This is a genomic window from Thalassoroseus sp. (genome assembly GCF_984380535.1).
In genome coordinates, this window is record NZ_CFHRBF010000021.1 from 15,965 (window position 1) to 38,688 (window position 22,724).

8 protein-coding genes are annotated in these 22,724 nt (G+C 54.9%); 4 read left to right on the forward strand and 4 right to left on the reverse strand.

Annotated features, from left to right (window positions below; all coding sequences use genetic code 11):
• Positions 1–8: 8 nt before the first annotated feature.
• From AC5DDB_RS25055 to AC5DDB_RS25070, 4 genes are all read left to right on the forward strand, one after another.
• Entirely contained in the window at positions 9–1,616 is a 1,608-nt protein-coding gene (locus tag AC5DDB_RS25055) for a sulfatase (protein WP_491742597.1), read from the forward strand.
• Positions 1,617–1,758: 142 nt separating this feature from the next.
• Positions 1,759–4,590 (forward strand): PSD1 and planctomycete cytochrome C domain-containing protein, encoded by a 2,832-nt coding sequence (locus AC5DDB_RS25060; RefSeq protein ID WP_491742598.1) that lies wholly within the window; start codon positions 1,759–1,761, stop codon positions 4,588–4,590.
• Between the two features lie 106 nt (positions 4,591–4,696).
• Positions 4,697–6,199, forward strand: a complete 1,503-nt coding sequence (locus tag AC5DDB_RS25065; RefSeq protein WP_491742499.1) for a DUF1501 domain-containing protein — start codon at positions 4,697–4,699, stop codon at positions 6,197–6,199.
• A 671-nt stretch (positions 6,200–6,870) separates the two neighbouring features.
• Complete coding sequence (locus AC5DDB_RS25070) at positions 6,871–7,935, forward strand: hypothetical protein (RefSeq protein ID WP_491742500.1); 1,065 nt, start codon at positions 6,871–6,873, stop codon at positions 7,933–7,935.
• A 539-nt stretch (positions 7,936–8,474) separates the two neighbouring features.
• On the opposite strand, the gene AC5DDB_RS25075 is transcribed toward AC5DDB_RS25070, so the two are convergent.
• The 4 genes from AC5DDB_RS25075 to AC5DDB_RS25090 form a co-directional block, all read right to left on the reverse strand.
• The gene (locus tag AC5DDB_RS25075) at positions 8,475–14,966 is read right to left on the reverse strand and encodes a PKD domain-containing protein (RefSeq protein WP_491742501.1); all 6,492 of its coding nucleotides are present in this window, start codon (positions 14,964–14,966) and stop codon (positions 8,475–8,477) included.
• A 512-nt stretch (positions 14,967–15,478) separates the two neighbouring features.
• Positions 15,479–19,126 (reverse strand): protein kinase domain-containing protein, encoded by a 3,648-nt coding sequence (locus tag AC5DDB_RS25080; protein WP_491742502.1) that lies wholly within the window; start codon positions 19,124–19,126, stop codon positions 15,479–15,481.
• A gap of 8 nt (positions 19,127–19,134) precedes the next feature.
• Positions 19,135–19,761, reverse strand: coding sequence for an RNA polymerase sigma factor (locus tag AC5DDB_RS25085; RefSeq protein ID WP_491742503.1), 627 nt, complete (start codon positions 19,759–19,761; stop codon positions 19,135–19,137).
• A 654-nt stretch (positions 19,762–20,415) separates the two neighbouring features.
• Positions 20,416–22,584 carry an FAD-dependent oxidoreductase gene (locus tag AC5DDB_RS25090; protein ID WP_491742504.1) on the reverse strand — a complete coding sequence of 723 codons (2,169 nt, stop codon included), beginning with the start codon at positions 22,582–22,584 and terminating at the stop codon, positions 20,416–20,418.
• Between the last annotated feature and the right edge of the window lie 140 nt (positions 22,585–22,724).

Sequence of the window (22,724 nt, forward strand, 5' to 3'; positions counted from 1 at the left end):
GGAATCCAATGATCTCTGTCGCTTGGCTATTGGTGTTCTGCCACATCGCGCACGCGTCGGACAAGCCGAACATTCTGTTCATCGCCATCGACGACCTGCGTCCGGAATTGGGCTGCTACGGATCGGAGATCGCGGTGACTCCGAACCTAGATGGGCTTGCCAAGGACGGATTGCTCTTCAACCGGGCTTATTGTCAACAGGCGATTTGCCGTCCATCGCGAGCGAGTCTGATGACCGGAACTCGGCCGGAGACAACAGGCCTGTTTCACAATTACGTCTCGTTGAGAGAGCTACAGCCCGACATCCTCACTCTGCCACAACATCTGATCGCAAACGGTTACGACACGGCTTATGTCGGCAAGATCTTTCACAATGGAGATACTGACGAAGAACGTTCATGGAGTCGTCCCGCGGCGAAGTGGTTGGGGCCGGACATCAAGAAACCCAACGGACCTTATCGTCTCCCGGAGAACGTCAAACTTCGTAGCGACAACTTCAAGGAGATGTTTGCAAAGTACGGTGAAGCGGCCCGACGTGGGTTGGCCAGCGGTCCGGCCTTCGAACGTGCCGACGTACCGGATCACGCCTACATCGACGGATACAACACACGGTTGGCCATCAAGACGATGCAGCAGATGGCCAGTGGCAAGAAGCCGTTCTTCCTCGGCATGGGCTATCATCTGCCGCACCTCAACTGGTGCGCCCCGCAAAAGTATTGGGATTTGTATGATCCCGCAAAGATTCCGCACGCCACCAATGAAACCGCCCCGACCGATGGAGCGGCAATGGGGCTGCACGCTTCGTTTGAACTGCGAACTCGCTCCAACATTCCCAAGCACGGTGCGATCGAAGCCGACCTGGCGAGAACGCTCAAACATGCGTATCTCGCGAGCACTAGTTACGTCGATGCCCAAATTGGACTGATATTGAAAGCTCTTGACGAAGCCGGTCTGCGTGAGAACACAGTCGTGATCGTCTGGGGTGATCACGGCTGGCATCTGGGTGACATGGGCGTCTGGGGCAAAGCAACGAATTACGAGATCGCAACCCGAGTCCCGCTGATGATCCGGACTCCGGACATGAAAGCACGAGGTCACAAGACCGATGCTTTGGTAGAGCTGGTCGACATCTTTCCGACGCTTTGCGAATTGGCAAAGGTTCCATCGCCGAAGCATCTGGAAGGACACAGCTTCGTGCCGTTGCTTGACGAGCCGAATCGACCTTGGAAAACGGCTGCCTTCAGCCAGTACCCGAATCCGGCGTTGCGTGAGTGGGCCGCGAACCCGCTTTCTCAGGGCATGAGGGAGACGTGGTTCGGGCCGCTGATCAAAGACGTCGAACAGCGAATCATCGATCAGCAAGGCGAGATGTGGGATCGCGAACTGTTCGAGAAACACCTGATGGGCTACACGATGCGAACGGATCGCTATCGACTGGTTGCCTGGCGAGACCATCGTGCCCCGCACGCGGAACCATTGTTTGTCGAGTTGTTCGACCACACGACTGATCCCAACGAATCGAAAAACATCGCCGCCGCGAACCCCGATGTCGTTGACCGAATGATGAAGCAGATGAATGCCGGATGGAGAGCCGCCACAGTGAGCCGTACGCACTAGCATCGGGCTGAACCGCCAGCACCGAACAAGTACCAACTTCGAAAACAACGATACTCGTAGGGCCCGCGGCTAACGCCGTCGGCTCACGGAGGCAGGAGTTTCCATGATCAACGTTCGACGTGCCCTTGGTTCGCTGATTGGCATGATACTCATCGCAGCACCACTGCACGCGCAGGAGCAGGTCGACTTCACGAAGGACGTGGCCCCGATCCTTGAAGAACGCTGCTGGTACTGTCACGGCGAAGACGAACAGGAATCCGGCCTGCGGTTGGATCTGCGGCCGTGGATGTTGCGTGGCGGTGACTCCGGGCTGCCGGCCGTCGTGGCTGGTAAACCGGACGAGAGCTACCTACTGGACGTAATCAACCATGTCGATCCCGAGCGAAAGATGCCGCCGGATGAGGACAAGTTACCGGCGAAAGAGATCGCTTTGCTGACACGCTGGATTAACGAAGGCGCGGTCTGGCCCGGCCAGATGGATGCAAAGCTTGATGAAACTGTGGACCACTGGTCCTTCCAACCGGTTCAAAAGAAGTTTGAGCACGACAGCATCGACGCTTTTCTTCAGGAGAAACTCGACGCCGCCGGTCTCAGATTTTCCGAACCCGCTGCACCTCAAGCCCTCATCCGGCGAGCTTCGATCATTCTGACCGGGCTCGCGCCAACGCCAGAGCAAACAGAACAGTTCGTAGAAGCCTTCAATCGCGATGCGGACGCAGCGTACGCGGCCCTCGTCGATGAACTCCTTGCGTCACCTCACTTTGGCGAACGTTGGGCACAGCACTGGCTGGATGTCATTCGTTGGGCGGAAACGAACGGCAGCGAAAGCAACATGTATCGCAAAAACGCGTGGATGTATCGCGACTACGTTGTCCGGTCTTTCAACGAAGATAAACCCTACGACACGTTCATTCGCGAACAACTTGCGGGCGATACCATGGGTGCGGGCGACGCCACTGGTTTTCTGGTCGCCGGGCCACACGTTCCCGCCGGAACAGTCGGATTTGAACCAACCGCGATTCGTCAGGCACGCGCGGATCGTATGGATGAAATTCTCCACACCGTCGGCGCATCGATGATGGGTGTCACCATTGGATGCGCCCGCTGTCACAATCACAAATTCGATCCCATCACGATTACCGACTACTACTCGCTATCGGCGGTCTTTCAGGACATCGAGTTTGGCGGTCGGTATCCCGAACTCAAAGACGATCACCCGCGCGTTGTTCGAGAGAAGCAGCTGCTAGAGAAGCTCGAAAGCCTGCGAGCTGATATGAGAAAGATCGGCTGGGGGTGGATCGAAGACTGGCACGGCTATCAGGAAATTCGCTTCCCACCTCAGGCGACTGAAGGACTACGCCTTGAATTCGATAGCGGGTGGGTCATGGCTGACGAAATGGAAATCTTCACCGCCGACGAAACGCGTCGAAACGTGGCGGCTGGAAAATCCGGCACCACAATTCGCGAGAATCCGGCCACCTTCCAGAAAGGCAAACCGGCCACGAAACTCGTCAACGGCGTCTTTGGCACAAAGCAATGGTTAGCGAAAAGTCCGAAAGGATCGAAAGAGCGTCCTTGGCTCGAATTCCACTTCGTCGAGCCAACCCAAATCGACACGGTCCGCATCAGCACAAATCGCGAAGACTTCCTGGAAACCGATTATCTCCAGGGGATGAACAAGATTTCCTACGGAGACTTTAGGCTCGCCGTGCAGAAAGATGGTAATTGGAAAATATTCAGTGCGACGGCTTCGATGAAGAAGCGAGCCAGCGAAAACGAAAAGCGAAAGGCGTTGCAAGAGGAGATTCAGGCCGTCATCGACGAGATGCTGATTCACGGTCGGCAACCTGCGTTCGTAGGCCGATTCATCGAACCTGCCGAAACGTTTGTCTTCGGAAGAGGGAGTCCGGAAAATCCTCGAAACAAGGTGCAGCCTGCCGCTCTGAATTCATTGAATGGGACGCTGCCGGTCGATGGCGAATCAAGCGGCCCAGCACGACGAAGAGCACTCGCGGAATGGATTGCCGACCCCGCCAATCCGCTGACGGCTCGCGTCATGGTCAATCGCCTCTGGCATCACACGTTTGGAACCGGCATCGTTTCCACACCGAGCGATTTCGGAAAAGCGGGTGCAACACCGACGCATCCAGAGTTGCTCGATTGGCTCGCCATCGAGTTCGTGAACCCCTCCCCTGAGCCGCAGGCGCTAGCCTCGGGCAAACCACTCATGTCGAAAGATGTTGGGAATCAAGCGAGCAACAAACATCTACACAAATCGGAACACAAATCGGAACGCGAATCGAAGAGCCCGCGGCTAGTGCCGTCGGCTCACAAACCGTTTTCCATGAAACGCATGATTCGTATGATGGTGATGTCGAAAGCCTTCCGTCAATCGAGCTTGCCGAACGAGGATGCGATGGCCAAAGACGGATCGTCGGTCTTACTGTGGCGATTTCCGCCTCGTCGAGTCGACGCCGAAGTGATTCGCGATTCGATTCTGCAGGCATCGGGACTGCTTGACAAAACAGTCGGCGGGCCCAGCTACCGCATTCACAACGTCAAGGCTCGCTACGCACAGTGGGAAGTGGTAGACAATCACGGGCCTGAAACGTGGCGACGCATGCTGTATCAGGAACGCATGCGTCGAGTGGACGACCAGATGTTTACAGCTTTCGACTTCCCCGACTGCGGACAAGTTCGCGCCAGGCGTCCCGTTTCGACCACGCCGTTGCAGGCGCTCAACCTGATGAACAGCGACTTCGTGATTGGTCAATCGAAACATCTTGCACAGCGAGCCATCGAAGACGCAGATGGCGACGTTGGCAAAGCGGTCGATCGGTGCTTTGAACTCTTGCTCAGCCGCCGACCGGACAACGACGAACGCCAGTTCTGCATCAAGCTAGCTGAGGAAGAAGACCTGTCACTAGTTTGCCGTGCGATCATGAACTCCAACGAATTCACATTTCTCCCCTGAGCCGAACGCGCTAGCGTCGGACCCGCGATACTACGTGTGAATTCAACGAACATACGACATCGACCAAGCCCGCGGCTAGCGTCGTTGGCTCACGAAGGACGAACTCATGACGAATCCCGAACGACTTTCATTACACGGTCAACACCTGCTCAACCGCCGAAGTTTCATTGGCACGGCCGGTCTATCGGCCGCTAGTCTTGCACTCGCCGGTCTTCTGGAAGCCGATGGCTTGCTGGCAGATGAAAACCTGACGGCGGGTGGGAAGACTCCTATCCGTCCCAATGTCGATGCCAACGATCCGTATGCGTCACGCAAGTCACACTTTGAAGTCCCTGCCAAGCAGGTCTTGGTGATCTATCTTCCTGGTGCGGTGAGTCACCTCGATACGTTCGATTACAAACCCGCACTTTCCAAACTGCACGGACAAAAGCCACCCGGCATCCCCGAAGTGACATTTGAAGGCCCGACCGGCAACATCGCCAAACCGTTCTGGGATTTCAAACCACGGGGCGAGACCGGCAAGATGGTTTCCGACCTGCTGCCTCATCTTGCCCAACACGTCGATGACTTTTGTTTCCTGCACGCTTTGTCGACTGAGACGAGTGCTCATCCACAGGGTGAGAACTTCATGAATACCGGCTTCACGATGGAAGGCTTTCCGTCGTTCGGTTCTTGGGTCACGTACGCACTTGGCACCGAGAACCGGGAACTTCCGGCGTTCGTTGCCATCAACGATCCCCGAGGACTCGCAAGAAGCGGCAAGAACAACTTTGGCAACGGCTTTCTTCCCGCCGCGTTTCAAGGAACGGATTTCAACGCGAAGAATCCGCCGAACAACCTCGCAAGGCATCCATCATTGTCAGCGCGAGCTGATCGCAAGACCGTCGATTTGTTGGCGAAGCTCAACGCAAAGCACCTCGAACGTTACCCAAATGACGCCAACCTTGCCGGTCGCATCGCCAGCTACGAACTCGCCGGAAAGATGCAGACATCGGTCCCGGATGTGATGGATTTATCCGGCGAGTCGAAACACACGTTGAATGCTTACGGCGTCGAAGGAGGCAGCGAACTTCGCGGCCAATATGCGCAGAACTGTATTCTGGCCCGTCGACTGATCGAAAAAGGCGTCCGCGTTGTGCAACTCTTTAACGGCAGCGATCCTTCCGGTGGCAATGGCATCACTAACTGGGATTCGCACTCGGACATTCTGAAAACGCATGCGATGCAGGCGGAGATCATGGATCAACCCACCGCTGCATTGATCGCCGACATGAAACAGCGAGGACTGCTGGAACACACGCTCGTCGTCTGGGCGACGGAATTTGGCCGCATGCCGTTCCTGCAGGCCAACGGCACCGGTCGAGACCACAACCCCGATGCCTTCACATGTTTTCTGGCGGGTGCCGGTGTGAAGCCCGGCATGAGCTACGGCGAAAGTGACGAATTCGGTTTCAAAGCAGCGATCGACAAGACGACCGTCTACGACTTCAACGCCACCTTGCTGCACCTCATGGGTCTCGACCACGAACGTCTGACCTTCTACCACAACGGACTGGAACGACGCCTCACCAACGTCCACGGTCATGTCGTGAAGGAAGTGCTCGCTTAGAATTCGGCTTGTCTCAAGCTTGAATCACTATGCAAGCACTCGCTCCGGAATAAAGGGCATCTGCGTACGCGCAGAATTTATTACGCGGTGAACGATTTCAACGAACCGATTGATCTTTGAATTTTGAACAAGTAGAACCAGAACTCCATACAGGACAATTCGAGAGTGTGGCATCAGCGGTGTTTGGCCGTGTTCGGATTTAATTCGCAACATCTGCTTCCTCCGTTTGGCTCCTTTGAATCAAAACCTTTTCATTCAGCAAGCAGAAAGTATCGCCGGGTGCAGGAGCGGTTCAAGAGGAATTGCGCATAATTGAAAATACTCGCATAAACGGGTCTTTTTGCGACGAAAAGCCGTGTGAAGATCGCATTTTTCTGGACGTTTTTGATCCGGAATCGCCGTATCTTTCGTTTCAAACTTAGGGAATGGCGAATTATGTGAACATATGATTGTGTTGGTGTGTCAAACCTCAAGATTCTGATTTCGCGTCAAATGATCGAAGTTGAGAGGGAAAATGGGACATGGCTAGCATCGGTACGATCTCCCTAGAGGTTGAAAAAGGGACGTTTTCTCCCGGAGCAGCATTTGTACTTCGGGAAGCTTCTAACATCGACGCGAACATCCAACTCGAAGACGGCGAAGTCTCTGTTGGGATGGGATGCCACTACGTTGTGGCAAGTTTGAATAATGCCAATGGCCCGGAAGAAGCGTTTCAATTTGGCCATCAGGTCGCGCAGAGAGGACTCGACATGATGGCAATTACTGGCAAAGTTAGTCTTTCCACAACGAGATCTTCGGAGGAATATTTATTGTGGTGGGGAGAGCAGGGCAGAATAGTTTTTCGATCAGTTTCGACATGTACCCTCAAAATTCGTACGAGTTCGCCAAAAATTTCCGTCAGAGACGTCGACGGCAACGAAGTGAAGCAACCCGTAATAGAGCCTCGGTATTCGCCAGCCTTCCGTTACTTCCGGCTTGCTCAAATCACGGATGATCTGTTTGACGCCTTTAGGAACGCATACCTCTGCTTTGAAATGCTTCTGAGCAGCATTTGTCCAAAAGGCAATTCGGAACGCGAGATCGAGTGGCTACGACGGAGTCTCTCGTTGGCACTAGAACCGTCTGATTTTCAGATACGGTTGAGATTGAACACCAGTGATCCTGTGTCTGAGTTACTCACACGCGTCTACTCAGATACCCGTCTCCCACTTTTTCATGCAAAAGATGGGCGTAACGTGCTGGAGCCTCACGACCCTGGTACAAGGAACGAGGTTGCTGACGCACTCGAACTTCTGTTGCGTACCGTTCTAACTATTTCTGAGAAACACTTTCAAGCTAGGTTTCCGAGGGGAGGGATGTTCAAATCGGCTTTCAACGAATTGATTGCACCCACTCTTTCAAATTTGCGAATGCTGATCTCGTCGGATAACTCGCCATTGGATCCGAAGGAAGGCAATTTGGACCACACACGTTTCAAAGAAGGCATTCAGATGGATGCTGAGTTTGTCTCTCCGACTAGTCCGGCGGAACTCCCTATTGTTCGTGGCGTGTTAGATTGTCGTCGTTTTGATTCATTGACGACCATTCGGCGAATTGACCTTTTCAAACCGGAGAAACCACTGGTTGCAGTGACATTAGACGACGACATTGGATTGCAGGGGATCGACGAGTTTCAGAACTATTTGCGTTTCAGCATGCAGAACATGCAACAGCCACGCACGTCGTTTTCAATGTAGGTTATTCGGCACTGTCATGAGCGAATTCTGCGAATCGATTTTGTGCAGACATGAACTGATAAAGTCGCCCCGACTTGTAAGAGCTTGCAACGCAACGACATGAGCGGCTTTTTGGTGCGCCGCTCTTGTCGTTCCTGAGGTGAGCCTTTCAGTGAGCTGCTAGACGTTCTGATGGATGCCCACTAGGGCTCGACTCATTCGATGGGTTACGATCGCCCTGGTGCGGCATTGCGAAGGCAAGGAAGTCTTAAGCAATCTGCCTTTGATCGCTTCAACAACTGCCAGGGCCGTGATGAGCTAGCGGCCTCTGAGCCCGCGATAAAACGTAGTCGTCTTCTGAGGGCCAGTGAGGAATCGATTCGAACTAGCCCCAGCATGGTCGCTGGGGCATGTACCCTCCTCGGTTCGAAAATTTGTTGGATCGCCGCGGCGACTTCGATCGAGCATTTCATCGTTTCGCTTCAGCCATTATCGGTATGCAACTATTCAACCGGTATTGTTAGATCAAGCTAAGTAGTCATAAACGTTGTGTTCCGTTCTCAACAGAAGAAATGCCAGTGCGTGAAGACGGCGTCGAAATGATCTGTGATGAGTTGGTCGTGTCCTGGGCCGCCGAACAGAACGTCGGAGCCATCTCCGCCGTCGAGGGTATCGTGCCCGCTGCCTCCGAAGAGGACATCGTTGCCATCATCGCCAATCAACATGTCGTTTCCAGCTTCTCCATAGAGCACGTCATCTCCCGATCCCCCGGAAAGAGTGTCGTTGCCGGAACCTCCACTGATTACATCATTGCCATCTCCGCCCCAGATTTGATCGTTTCCGGCTTGACCGTAGAGCTTGTCGTCGTGAGCTTCTCCCCATATCAGGTCGTCGCCGTTCCCACCGAGGACGATATCGCGTCCTTCGTTCCCATAGAGTTGATCGGAACCGTTTTGTCCCCAGATCCAGTCATCTCCTGCATTGCCATAGACAACATCATCGCCTAAGCCAGAGGAAATTCGGTCATCCCCGGACCCCCCCAGAATGACGTCGTTTCCAGCGTTGCCCCAGATTTTGTCATTGCCATCCCCGCTGTCAATGTGATCGTTGCCGCCACGTCCAAAGAGATAGTCATCCCCGGCTTCCCCGAAGATGGTATCTGCCTGAGAACCACCAAAGATCAAATCTGCTCCGTTACCCCCATAAATCGTCGTGCCGAGGGGCAGTTGAGAATGAATTTGAACCATGTCATTCCCACCACCGGCATAGATCAATACCTCGCTGACGGCTTCGGCAAAGACTAGGTTCCGGATTGTTTCTGCGCCGCTTGAGTGACGTTCTCGAACATCGACACGGATTCCGCCGCCTGACTGAGGCCGGACTGAGATTTTCTCGGCGAGGTCGCTACCACCAATGACCAGAAGCGACTCATTGGGATTGTTGGGGGTCGGGATCACTGCTGCTGCGAAGACGTCGAACGTCAGATTTGAGCTATGCGAGCCGCCATCGTCATCGTTGACGGTGTACTGGACAGTGAAGGTTCCCAAGTCACTGGGAGTGTAGTCGAGAGAGCTACCTGTGCCGGTGGTGACAATGGTCCCTAAACTATTTGTGATGACCCAGGACTGCTGATGAGTGTCAGCCGAACCTGGGTCGGTGAAGGTTCCCGACCAGGTGACGGAATGATTGCGGACTGCCACATTCGGGCCCGCTAGAACTGTGGTGGGAGCCACGTTCGCGACAGTGACATTGAAGGAATGACTGTCACTGCCTCCATCCGGATCTGTCACCGTAAGGGCGACAGTGTAAATACCGTTGTCCGCATACGCGTGAGACACTGCACTTCCGACAGCGGTCGTGCCATCACCGAAGTTCCAAGAATAGGTCAGCAACTCCGCGCCGGGATCGGTCGCCAAAGCTGTCAAGCTGAGCAGTTGGCCTTCATCGATCGCTTGATCGGGTGGAACCGACACAAACGTTGGTGCTACATTCGCAACCGTCAAGACGAAATCTGTTTGCGTGGTGACGCCGGAACTGTCGTTAGCGGTGATCACAACGTTTTGCGATTGATCGGGACCATCGTTGGTATCAAAACTCCAGTTCCACGTTCCATTGGCATTCTTGACGACGGTGCCGACCGAAGCGGTCAGCGTTACGGAGTTCGAGGCGTCCACGTCGCTCCATGTGCCAGAATTGGTCGCGGTCTGACCTTCGTCAACCACGACGTCACCGGCATTCGTCACAGTCGGAGCATCGTTGACACCAACGACCGTAATGGTGACGGTCGCGGTATCAAATAGCCCATTGCCGTCTGTTATTGAATAGCCAAAACTATCGACCGTTGATTGGCCAAATGGCAGAGAATCAAACGTTGTCGACGTCGTCGGGTCATACACGAAACTCCCGTCCGCGTGGAGTGTGACTGTGGCTCCCGAGGCCAAAACCGTTGCTTGTCCGATGTTTGCCGAATTCCCGTTCAGAGCAATCACGACTAATGGATCGTTCTCGGCATCGGTGTCGTTTGCTAACACCGAGACGCCGGACAATACGGTGTCTTCCTCGGTGAGGTCGGCATCGTCTGTGGCGATGGGAGCACTATTTGCTCGATGCAGAACGACGTCATGACCATCGACACCGCCGACATAGGTAATTCGGAAGTCCGTTCCTGAGTTCAAAAAGTTCGGCAGCAAGCTTCCTTCCGGCAAACCGTTGAAAGTGCCCGAGACGCCGCTTCCGCTGTCGATTGTCACTAATTCGTCGGATGCCGTCGGCGTGTAACTGACACTATTGACTGACAAGGCAACGTTGGGCCCAATCGTCACAGATCCGCTTACGTTAATTTGGTCGTGGAAACCGACACCTTCTCCAGGAGTGGAGCCGCCGATCTCGATTTCGACCGTATCGCTCAACACGGCATGACCGGTCACCGTCAACACCCCCGGCGTGACATCGCCATCCAAGGTCACGGCATCGCCCGCGGTCAGCGTAAGGTCGTTTCCGGAGCGGTCCTGAATCGTCCCGCCAGTCACCAGTGTGGTTGAGTCGGCGAAGGCGGCGGTGTCGATGTCAATGTCGCCAGAAGTTGCGTTCCCAATGGTCACCGAACTGAAGCCATCCACTAGCGAGTTGAGTTCGGTATCTGAGAGGTTCAACGTACCCGAGCCACCGCCCAGGCCGATGGATGTTCCCGCCGTTCGCGGCTGAATGGTCAGCGAACCGGTTGATTGGAGTTGAGTGCCCGTCGACCAATCAACGGTATTGGCGGTGATTGCTAAGGGGCCTGTGGAGGGACCACCCACCACGACACTGCCGTTGGTGACGAAATCTGTCAAAGTCCCCTCAGCAGTGATTTCGATCTCGCCGGAGCCCACAGACTGCACTGCACTCCCGTTGTCGGCAGAGATCCCAATCGAGTTTGTCCCTGTACCGACTCCAAGAACGGACAAATTTCCTGCGTTGTTCTGAACAGTCGGCCCTTGCTTGAGTAAGAGGCCGTGGCTCGATGAGGACAGACCGGAACCGCCCCTGCCCGACAGCGTCACGTCGCCGTTGTTGCCGACGATTGTTGTGTTTGCCCCTTGAATCAACAGACCATAATTGGATGCCGACCCTGCTCCCCCGGTCCCCTCAATCGTGATGGTCGCCGCATCCATCCCGGCACCAGTCGAGGCAATCGTATCGATCTGATCGACAAAGACACCGAAGTTCGTCGAACTCGTTCCAACTCCACCCTGCCCAACAATCGTGATGTCGCCGTCGACGCTGGTCACATCAGTGCTGGATCCCCGCAAGATAACTCCCGAGTTGCCCGCCGTGCCCGCGCCGCCCGTTCCCGTAATCGTAATGTTTGCAGCATCGGCGCCAGTCCCCGTCGACGTGATGTCACGGATGAAAAACGCGTTCACGCCAATGTTCGAGCCTTGCGTGCCATTCCCGCCCTGACCACGGATGTCGATGTCTCCATCGACACTGCTCACACGGTTGCTTGTTCCCTGAAGAAAGACCCCAACGTTCGAAGTGGTCCCGGCTCCGCCTTCACCGTCAAGCAAAATGGTTCCAGCTGAGAGACCAATGGCGGAGGATATGATCGAAGAGTTGTTGAGATGAATTCCGAAGTGACTACCGGTCGTAGCGTCATCGCTGCCCTTCCCGAGAACGACGATATCGCCCGTCCCGCTCGTTCGCAGGAAAGCAGAAGTTGCGGAAACTCCGGAAAAACTGCCGACGCTTGTGCCCGACGAATTTGCGGTGAGTGTGATGCCCCCATCGACGGTCGTCAGGGAACTTCCGGAATTCAGAGCGATGTTCCGGTCGGCGGACAGGTTGATACTCCCACTGCCGGAAGTGAATATGTCCGAAGCGCTGCTCGTGAGCGTGATCGTATCCGCATGAACGTCCAGATTTCCGCTTCCCAGATTGATGGTTCCATTCAGGTCAACGCTGTCGAGACCGGTGCCCGTGTCGATAAACAACCCTGCGGGCAAGCGGTTACCGAGGGTGGAGACATCGACGGTGTCGTCACCACCGTAAGTGTTGACGATCACATTGCCGGTGAAGGCACTCAGTGGCAACGTGACCTTATGGGTTTCGTTCCCGGTGGCTCCCGCGATGCCAATGACTTCAAGCTCGTTCGCCGGGTCATTAATGACCAGATTGGTTCCACTGACACTGAAGTTAAGCCGGTCGTTGCTCACACCGCCATTGACATCTTCAATGACGAGGTCGTTCCCCAAAACGCTGATTCTCGTTTCGGGAGGTGGAATGACTGAGAGAACCACATCGTCGCCGTCACCACCGGTGTAAGTGATGGTGGCATCTAACGCTGTCCCAAGAAAATTTGTGAGAATGGTTCCTTCCGGCAGGCCATCAAACGTGCCGGTTCCTCCGGTTCGCTCGATGATCGTAAAGCTCTCGCCACCGACAGGAGTATAGGTGCCGCTCAACGCCAAGTTGACCGTCCCGACTAAGTCAACACGACCGGTGGCGATGATTTGATCGTGCCCACCAGCGAGACCCACCCCAGCAGTCCCGTCGATTTCGATGGCCAGAACATCCCCATTATTGAGGACAACGTCTCCGGTCACCGTCAACGCACCAGGCGATAGTCCGGGAGCGACGGTTCCATTCAACGTCACGGAATCGCCAACCGCTAGCGTGAGGTCTACACCTGCGTGGTCATGAATCTCGCCTCCGGTCACTAAGTGGAGGGCATCGTTGAACGTTGCCGTGTCGATGGTGACATCACCGGAGGTGGCGTTTCCAACTGTTATGGAACTAAAGCCGTCAACAAGTGTGGCAAGATCGCTGTCGGTGAGATTGAGAGTCCCTGTCCCGCCGCCGAGGCCGATTGTCGTTCCCGCTGTTCGCGGTTGAATCGTCAATGCGCCGCTGGATTGAATTTGAGTGGTCGCAGCCCAACTCAGTGTGTCGGCATTGATTGTAATAGGACCGGTCGCGGTCGGTCCCCCGATCAACGCCGCATCCCCGATGCTGAAATTCGTTCCCGAGCCGACGCCCGTAATTTCGATCGATCCCGCACCTGTGGAAAGCAACTGGGCACCATTTTGGTCCGAAATCCCCGGTCCGAAATTTCCGGTTCCCGTGCCCTGAATGGAAAGCTGACCTGTACCAACACGCGCGGTCGGCGACGACTGCATGAAAAGCCCGGTGCTCGAGGAACTTCCGTTGGTGGCCGTCCCTCCTTGCCCAACGAGAGTAATGTCACCCGCGCTGCTGCTGATTTCCATGCTGGGGCCTCGAAGAAAGAGTCCCAAGCCACCGAACGGACTGGTGCCCCCGGTTCCGGTCAGGGTGATGTCGGCGGCATCCGGTCCTGTGCCTGTCGACCGAATCTTCATAGAATTGAAGATGAACATTCCGATATGGCTTGATTGGCTGTCGTTGCCGCCTTGTCCCGTGATCGCAATGTCTCCATCAATGCTTTTCACTTCGGAATTGCTACCCGACATCATGATGCCCAGACTGTCGTATTTGCCCGTGCCCCCTGTTCCCAGGATCGAGATGCGGGCGGCATCCGGTCCCGTTCCACGCGACGAAATTTCATCGATGAAACCAAGCTGAATCCCGAAGTTGGATGATTCCGTGCCGTTGCCTCCTTGTCCGACAATCTGGATGTCGCCCTTGAAACTGGTTACGGCGGTATTGAAACCGGAAAGGACGATTCCATTATTCGAGCGGGTCCCATCGCCGCCTTCGCCATCGATAGTTATCGTGCCGGCGGTTGCACTATTAGACAACGACTGCACTGAGGTGTTGACGAGATGAATACCATAGAGGTCTTGCGAGAGGCTGTCGTCTCCGCCTTTACCTGTCAGTAGAATATTGCCCGTGCCGCTGGTACGAATCGATGCAGAATCGGTTTTCAAGCCGACGAAAGTACCGGCGGTTGTGCCCGTGGGGTTGGCGTTTAGTGTGATCCCCCCGTTCACTGTCGAAAGGCTGCTGTCGACACTCAATTCGATATTGCGGTCAGCGGTCAAGTTGATAGTGCCGATTCCGCTGGTGCTCACATCGGAGGTACTGCCTGTGAGATTGATGGTATCCGCTTGGATATTCAAACTCTCATCCGACCGCAAAGACAATGTCCCGTTCAGGTTGACAGTATCGAGGCCAAGTCCGGCATCGATGATCAATCCACCCGGCAAATTACTACCCAATGCGGAAATGTCGATTGTGTCGTCGCCGCCGAGTGCGTTGACGACGACATCGCCAGTGAACGCTGTCAGTGGAATTGTTACAGCATTCGTTCCGCTGCCAGTGGCTCCGGCGATACCTGTCACGTCAATTTGATTCGTCGATTCACTGATGACTAGGCTCCCTCCACTCACAGACAATGTGAGGTCATTGGCTTCCCCAGCGGAGGAACCATCGCGAATTTCGAGATCAGAACCAACCAAAGCCACGTTGGTCGTGAGCATCACACGTTGTTCGAGAGCTTCACTCACGCCAATCCGCGTGCGTGCACGACGGCTTTTCTTGACGGAGCGGAAACGGCATTGTGTCTTCAGTGTTTGGAGCCAGTCAAAGTACATAGCGGTCTCGACTTTCGTGGAAAAACCCGACGGGCGGTGAAGCAGGGCTGCCGGCGGTCAACCCGATCGCCACGCAGCAAACTGGCGTGAGAGGGCTTGTGCGATTGTTAAGAGATTTGATTCAGAGTTTGAAATCAAAGTCCCGGCTATTGGGATAGGCGAAAGCCAACTCGACTTAGGGCCAACAAAAATGACCTGATTTCTCGAAAAACATCGAGAACGGTTCATGTCACCAGGCGGTCCCAACTGCCATCGTTCACAGGGGGCGTTGCGAAAAACCTGCAAAGGCCGATTAACAGCGGTAGCGCGAAAGTTGTGGCCTGTAGCGAATGCAGACGAGGTGTGATGGCCGTGGCTCGTCCCCACTCAGTCGATGCAGAAAGCCAGTGGTTTCCGCCGTAGCCGAATCGGACTATCAAAGCAAAATCGCCGTCAAGGAACCGAAGCCGTGGCTCTCACTTGACGTCAACTTGTGGGGGCAGAAAGTTCTCTGAACGAGACGGGTGATGAACTTACTTCGCAGCTTGGGCTTCGTATTTGGCAAACTCAGAGGGCTTGAGCAGTTCTTGGCGACCGTCGTCATGCTCGACGATATAGACGATCTCCTGTTCGATGACCTCAGGGTCGCCTGCGATCAAATGACCGCTCGCATCCCAGGTTGCGAGCTTATCGGGCTTGAGAAAGATCGCGGTCCACAACGGCCGACCGGCGGCCACATCCCAGAGTTGGCTGGTACATCCGTCTGCAACGGTGGCGAGTCGATCGACCGTATGAGCCCAACTAATCGCCAGCAATTCGTTCGAATCGTTGATCAAGACGCGGTCGATTGAACCATCGTTCTTCCAGAGACGAACGATGCCGTCCCCCTGAGCCGTCGCCAGCCGAGAACCATCCGACTTCCAGCGAGTTCCTTGAACATAGGTCCGCGAACGACCATTGAGCGTTTGTTGCTTCTGACTCTTGCCGTCGGCCGAATACACATAAGTCAATCCGGTCGAGCAACCGGCAGCAATTTGTTTTCCATCGGGACTCCAGTCGATGGATATCACGATACGGTCCGTCTCAGCCAACACATGGTGTGTTTCGTCTTCAAGACTCCAAACCCGGATTGAACGATCAACAGCACAGGAAACCAATTGTCTGCTGTCCTGACTCCAGGCGAGTTCGCGAATTGGTCCCGTGTGACCGTTCAGGACCGGTCCGGCCTCACCGCTTGCCGCATCCCATAGGCGGATCGTTTTATCGCCACTTCCACTGGCAATCCACCGACCATTAGGACTCCACCGGACGCAAGACACGACGCCGGTATGGCCTTTCAACGTCGAACTGGCCGATCCATCTCGGTTCCAAATGCGGACCTTCATATCAGCGCCGGCGGTCACAAACTGCGTTCCCGCTGGATTCCAGGCCACGGCCCAGATCCGATCGGTACTTGCATTGATCCGATTCTTCACGGCCCCATCGGATCCGAGTTGATAGACTTGCCCCCCGTTCATGCCACACACAATCTCATCGCCTTGTGAGTTTGTGGCGACGGAGTATGGGACCAAGCCAAGATCGGCAACTCGGCTGATGAGTCCACGAGCGGTCGAACTGTAAATACGAAGCGATCGAGTACTGTCGAACGTGACGACTCGTCGCCCGTCCGGACTCCAGGCAACCGAGCGAACCGTTCCTGGTAGATAAGCTCGGTATTGAGTCGCTCCATCGGCACCCCAGAAACGGAGGGTCCGATCATAACCGACGGTCGCGAGCTGTTTGGCATTGGGACTGATGGCCATATCATAAATCCCTTTGCTGTGACCGATGAGTTGGGACTGAGTTTCGCCTCTCGTGTTCCAAATGTAGATTTCGCTACCCAGTTTTCCGACTAACCGATCCTCACCGAGCCAGCACAATCTCCCTACGGAGCCGCGTTTCGATTCGAATACACGTTCGGGAGTACCGTCGGCATGCCAGAGACGAACCTTGCGGTCGTCGCCCGCGGTCGCAATACGCCGATCATCGGGTCCCCATGCAACGCAAAGCACGCCTCCGGTCCGGTAGTCGAGCACTGTGGAAGGCGTCCCATCGGAATTCCAGATTCGCACTTTGCTATCGGCTCCGGCAGACGCCAACTTGCGGCCGTCCTGACTCCAGGCGACCTGATGTACTTCGCCCTGATGAGCTTTCAAGATTGGTCCGACTTGCCTATCGACGCCCCACCAACGCACGGTTCCATCCTGGCTGGCGGAGACGAGTATCGAACCACCGGGATGCCATGCTACGGAAGTGACGGAACGAGTGTGCCCCAAGAAACAGTGCTGTAATTCGAGTGAGTTCGCATCGACGACCCGAATGACGCCTTGGCTTGTCCCACAGGCAATCAGGTTCCCTGCAGGATGCCAAGCCATGCAGTTGACATTCGCGGACAAACGACGCGGATGCAGTTGCCATCGTCGCAACCCGGGCACCGCAGCCGGTGCAAAAATCCGACCGGGAAGTGGTTGATCCGCTGGTGGGGGTTTCCAGGCAGGAGTTCGGTTAGCGGGCGTCTTCACGGAGGCATCACTATAAACTACTTTGGGAGGCTTCCCGACTTCGTTTAAGACAATTTCTTTGGGCGTTCCCGCGTCGATTTCGGTAGTGGTCCCGTCCTCGTTGCCGATCGTTATAACGATGCCGGCTAGGATTCCCAATCCTCCAAGACACGCCAGAATGAGCACGGCCCAGGGAAATCGGTTTTGCTCACTGCCCGATGCCTGAGGTTTAGAAACCATATCGAACGGAATCGCGGGATGATCGACCTGCGTGTCTTCATTGACCAAAGCCATGGGTTGCGTGTCGCCAGAGACCGTGATCCCTGGCTGTGGCTTGTCATCACATGATTCCGAGTTCGGGAGGGCTCGTAATGTTTCGATCACTTCATTCATCGTCTGGAACCGGTCCGCCGGACGCTTGGCGAGCATTTTGTGACAGACTTCGTCTAATGCCCGCGGCACATTCCTGCGTTTGGTCCGCAGAGAAGGAACGGGGGTCTCTCGATGAGCGATGATCGTTTTCATCGGAGTATCACCCGCATAAGGCAGATCACCAGACAGGAGAAAAAACAGTGTGGCACCCAGACTGTAAATATCGGAACGCTCGTCAGCGGACTTCGTATCCAGTGCCTGTTCAGGCGACATGAAAGCGACGGTGCCCAGAATAAGCCCTTGCTCTGTCAAAGAGCCCGACGGATTCTGCTGAGCATTCGTCGGAACATGAGAGATTTGAGCCAGCCCAAGATCCGCCACCTTCACCGTGCCGTCGTCTGTTATCAACAGATTGGCAGGCTTCACATCACGGTGGACAATACCACGTTCGTGGGCATGAGCGAGTCCTTGAGCGGCTTGCACAACGGCGTCCACCGCGTCCACAACCGATAAAGGTCCTTTCAGAACCACTAATTGAGACAGGTTAAGGCCCCGAACGTACTCCATGACCAAATATTGCTTGCCGTGCGATTCCTGAGCATCGTATGCCGCGACAATGTTAGGGTGTGTCAAACTAGCGGCGGCATGAACCTCCTGTCGAAAACGAGCACCCCGACTTTCCGAGTCGGTACATTCGAGAGGCAACATCTTCAAAGCCACATCACGTCGCATGGCTGTGTGACGAGCGAGAAAGACTTGCCCCATGCCGCCGGAGTCAATCTCATCCAGGATGACATAACGATCGACAACCAGTGGAATCGGACTTCGAAGTAGCAAAATCGAAGCCTGATACGGGGTGAGCAAGTCCTGTGAAATGAGATACTCCGCGGTCTCTCGCGCCCCGCTCCTGGAAGGGATATCGTACGACGCCAGCACATCAGCGGACCCGTCATGAGTCTCGAAATTCTCGGGCTGCAGCAAACCAGAACCGTGAACCATGTCGAGAAACTCAGCGGATGACATCGTCGTACTCGGCAACCCACCCGATAATCCCTGTTGCGGCTTCAGTTCGAAAGAATCCCTTCCTTCGTCGACAAGCCAATCGATGGATTCAAGGAGATCGATCCGCTCGGCGACAACTTCGACCAAGTTAGGATGCTCACGACAAAGTTCGGCCACATCGATCGAGATGCCCGCCTCACGCAGTTCTTCCCAGTGGTCCAGCAGACAGTCGACAACGTCGGTATCGATCGGCAAAGGGTCAGACATCAAGAGCCTCAATTGAAGTCAGTTTCTCTTTTCAGTACTTCCGCGATTTTCAGGCGAGCGCTCCGCCAGCGTCGTTTGACTGTTCTCAGTGAGATCTGCAGCATCTCCGCAACTTCTGGTTGGCTGTGTTCTCCATACCACACCAACTCCATAACCTCCCGTTCTTCCACGGGCAATGTTTCCACAGTTTGATGGAACAGTATCCAATCATCGATTCCCAAAAGATCGTTCCGTTGCATCGCGTTGGTACACGCCGACCCGCCGTCTTGGATTTCCTTCAGTTTGACGCCATCACTCCGGTATCGCGAATGCGCTCCCTCAGGACCGAAGTGCTGTCGAGCCAAATCGATCAGAGTTCGACGGATCTGAGTGCCCGCCAACCCCCAGAAACGCGCTGCCGAATCGGGGCGGACGCTCTCCAAGGAACGGTACAGCCGCATGACAGCAATCTGAAAGACGTCATCGGTCTGTTCCCAGCGACGGAGATGCGGATAAGCATTCAGCATGCGTCCGGTCAACGCGTATAGTCGATCCACTGCATGCTCGATAAGCTGCCGGTATCCATCGGGGAGGTCCTCAGCTCGCCGGACAAAAATCGAAAGAGAATCAGGCTGGGATTCTTTCACTGTGAGCACGTGTTTAGTAAAGGCCCGAAACGTTTCACATGACTAAGATAGGTCCATCAGTATAAGGCGTAAGCCGAACCACAATGGGGCCAAAATTTTTCGAACGAGTCAGAAACACCCATCGAGACGAATCATGTCCTTGTCTCCGGAGAATACGCCGTTGGCTCGCCGTCGCTGATGACTTGAGAGATCTATGGAAGTTTACGCGCCACCGTCAGGACACGCATGGCGATAGATCAGACACCATTCATGCTGTCACAAAAGGGCTTGATGATTGGTTACATCGCGCAACGGCTATGACTATGTGGATGGCGACCATCTGGCAGTTTTTGTGGCAGTTGAGTCCACTGAGTGTATTTCCGAGTTAATGGAAGCCTTCTCTTCGAATGAGGTCTGCGGGAATCGGATTCTCGATTCAGCAATCATTGGAGTTGACGAAGGACAGGGATTTCAAGTCTTTCATCCAGAGGGGTTCACCGGAGCTTTTGGAATTGATTGATCACAGACCTCAGATAATCCGGAGCGAATCAGAACACACAGTCGATCCCTCACCGGTACCATGAACGCGAAAGCAGTTTGAACGCCGAAGGGCATCGGCGTAGCGCTCTCGTTGGGGACGGCTAATGCCCGCGTTGCATGTTAACTTGTTCAATAGCAACCGAACTAATCTTCCTCGGTTGAGTTTGTTTTGACCGGTAATAGTTGAAGGGCGTCCAGAATGACGAAGCCGGTCGTCTTGGCGTTTGAGACTTGGATTACGGTTTCCATACTTGCTTGAAGATCGATGGTGGCGACTGGGCGGAAGCGTTTTCCGGAGGGTAGTGGCTTGGTTTGATCGACTTCAAAGGACTTTCGGTCGTCCCCGGAGGAGACTGTTACAGGGACATTCTTCGCACGGGTTTCGTGGGCGGAGTAAGCGATCAGCAATTGGTATTGGCCAGACTTTGGAGCTTGGAATCGGAAGGTCGCGGTTGTTTTCCCGTCGCCGTCCGCTTTGGAATCTTTCTCTCCAGAGAAGACGTAACCGGACTCGATGTAGGGCTTGAAGTTCGTCGATCGTGACCAATTGCCAGTGAGTTCCGCTTGGGTGTCATCAAGCACGATTCCCGGCAACGACTCTGCGGCAATCGACTCGTTAGGGATGGGCAATTCTGTAATAACAGGCAACTCGAGAACTTGTCCTTGTGCAAGCAACCGCTCCCGGAGCTTCGCGTACGCAAGTTCTTGTACCGGCATGTCTTGTTCCGTGGCAACCGCAGCAGCAATGCCGGCTGCTTGGCCGATGACCATCCAGGCACCTTCAATTCGTAACGACGAGATGCCGACATGCGTGCAAGACAGGGCAACCGGGACCAGCAAGTTGTTGCACTGTTCCGGCTTCGGCAGGATCGACCGATAAGGCACGTGATACGCGTAGCCCTGCTTGGGATTGCTTCGCCGCACGGGAAAGATCGTCCCTTCGTTAATCACCCCTCCATCGGCAAGTGCGATCCGTTGGCAATCGTGTGAGTCGATCGGGAACGACGAAATCGCAATTGCGTCGTCTTTCTCGGGAGTCTCAAGAATGTCTTTCTGACTAATGACATACAGGCCCTTCATCCGTCGCGATTCGCGGACGTAGAGTGCCGGTGAGAAGTGGTCGTAGTTGGCGAACTCGTCCTTGCAGAGGCCGAGTCTGGCGTAGCGATCCCGCATCGATTTGGGCACTGCCGGATCGTTCGTCAGGAAATGATAGAACTCCAGCGTATACTGTTTATGAGCTTTCCAAATCTTCTGTCGGCCCGCTTCATCAGCTGAGTGCCAGTTTTTACCGCCGCCGACCAGCCCGATGGAAAATTGTCCTCCGATCGAATTGTTGCCGTCGAGTTTGTCGCCGGGTAACGGGTACAGGTCGAAGCCAACGCGTTTCTCTCCGGCTTTGAGCGCCCGGCGGACGATCTCGAACTTCGTCGGATCGTAATCCGTCGGTTTGGGCATCGGCACGCGATTGGCAGGATCTTCGGTAAGACACAACCGGAAACTGTAAGTCATGATGTTGTCGTCGCCCGCCAGTTCGTTACCCGGAGTGCGGGTGGTGACCAATGGCAAGAGTCGGCTTTCAGCATCGAATCCGTCAATGTTCATCTTCGACTTCGGGTACTGCTTCCCGGCGAGCGATTCGCCGTATTCTTTGCGACCCTCACGGCCGATCGTCCAATCGACTCCCGCAGCGGCCATCAAATCGCCTTCGTAAGTGCCGTCTACAAACACTTTGGCTGTGAACGTCCCCTTCGTTGTGACCAACGACGTAATTCGTGGACCATTTTTCTGGGCGGATTTCAGATAGCGTTCCGTGAGCACTTTGACCCCAGCCTCGTCGAGCATCTCCATGGTCACTCGCATCGCCACATGTGGCTCGAAAGTCCACCGAGATTGATCCTTTGTCGCCGGGTTATAGGGCGGTTTGAGGCCGCGAGCGGTGTAATCTTTCACAATCCGTGTATGCCACTCGTCAAACAAACCCATCAACGTACTGCGAACCATTTGGTTCGAGTCGCAGTGGCTCAAACCGCCTGTATTCATTCCGCCAACATGATCGGTCGGTTCCAATAGAATGACCGAAGCCCCTTCGCGAGCAGCAGCGATGGCGGCACAAAAACCGCCGGGTGTCGAACCGTAGACGATTACGTCCGCTGTCGTGACATCGGCAGAATCGCCGCTTGTTCGCGGATTCGATTCTTGAGCTATGAGTGTCGAACTAAGCAACGACATCAGGGCAGCGACAACCGGGAGAACCAATATCGTCCGAACGCCAAGAGAAGCGCGGCTACAGAACGTGTCGGATCGGGGCATGGAGTCTTTCCTCGTGGAGAGCTTATTCGTGGGCAAGTCGATTTCGAATGTCGGCATTGCCACCATTTTTACCGCAACTCGACACGAATAACACCGCGCACGATCGCCAATCTGGAACAACTTACGTTTTCATCGATCTG

What these genes read in the sequence shown, in the direction of transcription:
- AC5DDB_RS25090 (WP_491742504.1), bottom strand. Translation starts at nt 22,584, where the DNA reads ATGCCCCGATCCGACACGTTCTGTAGCCGCGCTTCTCTTGGCGTTCGG.
- AC5DDB_RS25060 (WP_491742598.1), top strand. Translation starts at nt 1,759, where the DNA reads ATGATACTCATCGCAGCACCACTGCACGCGCAGGAGCAGGTCGACTTC.
- AC5DDB_RS25075 (WP_491742501.1), bottom strand. Translation starts at nt 14,966, where the DNA reads ATGTACTTTGACTGGCTCCAAACACTGAAGACACAATGCCGTTTCCGC.
- AC5DDB_RS25065 (WP_491742499.1), top strand. Translation starts at nt 4,697, where the DNA reads ATGACGAATCCCGAACGACTTTCATTACACGGTCAACACCTGCTCAAC.
- AC5DDB_RS25080 (WP_491742502.1), bottom strand. Translation starts at nt 19,126, where the DNA reads ATGTCTGACCCTTTGCCGATCGATACCGACGTTGTCGACTGTCTGCTG.
- AC5DDB_RS25055 (WP_491742597.1), top strand. Translation starts at nt 9, where the DNA reads ATGATCTCTGTCGCTTGGCTATTGGTGTTCTGCCACATCGCGCACGCG.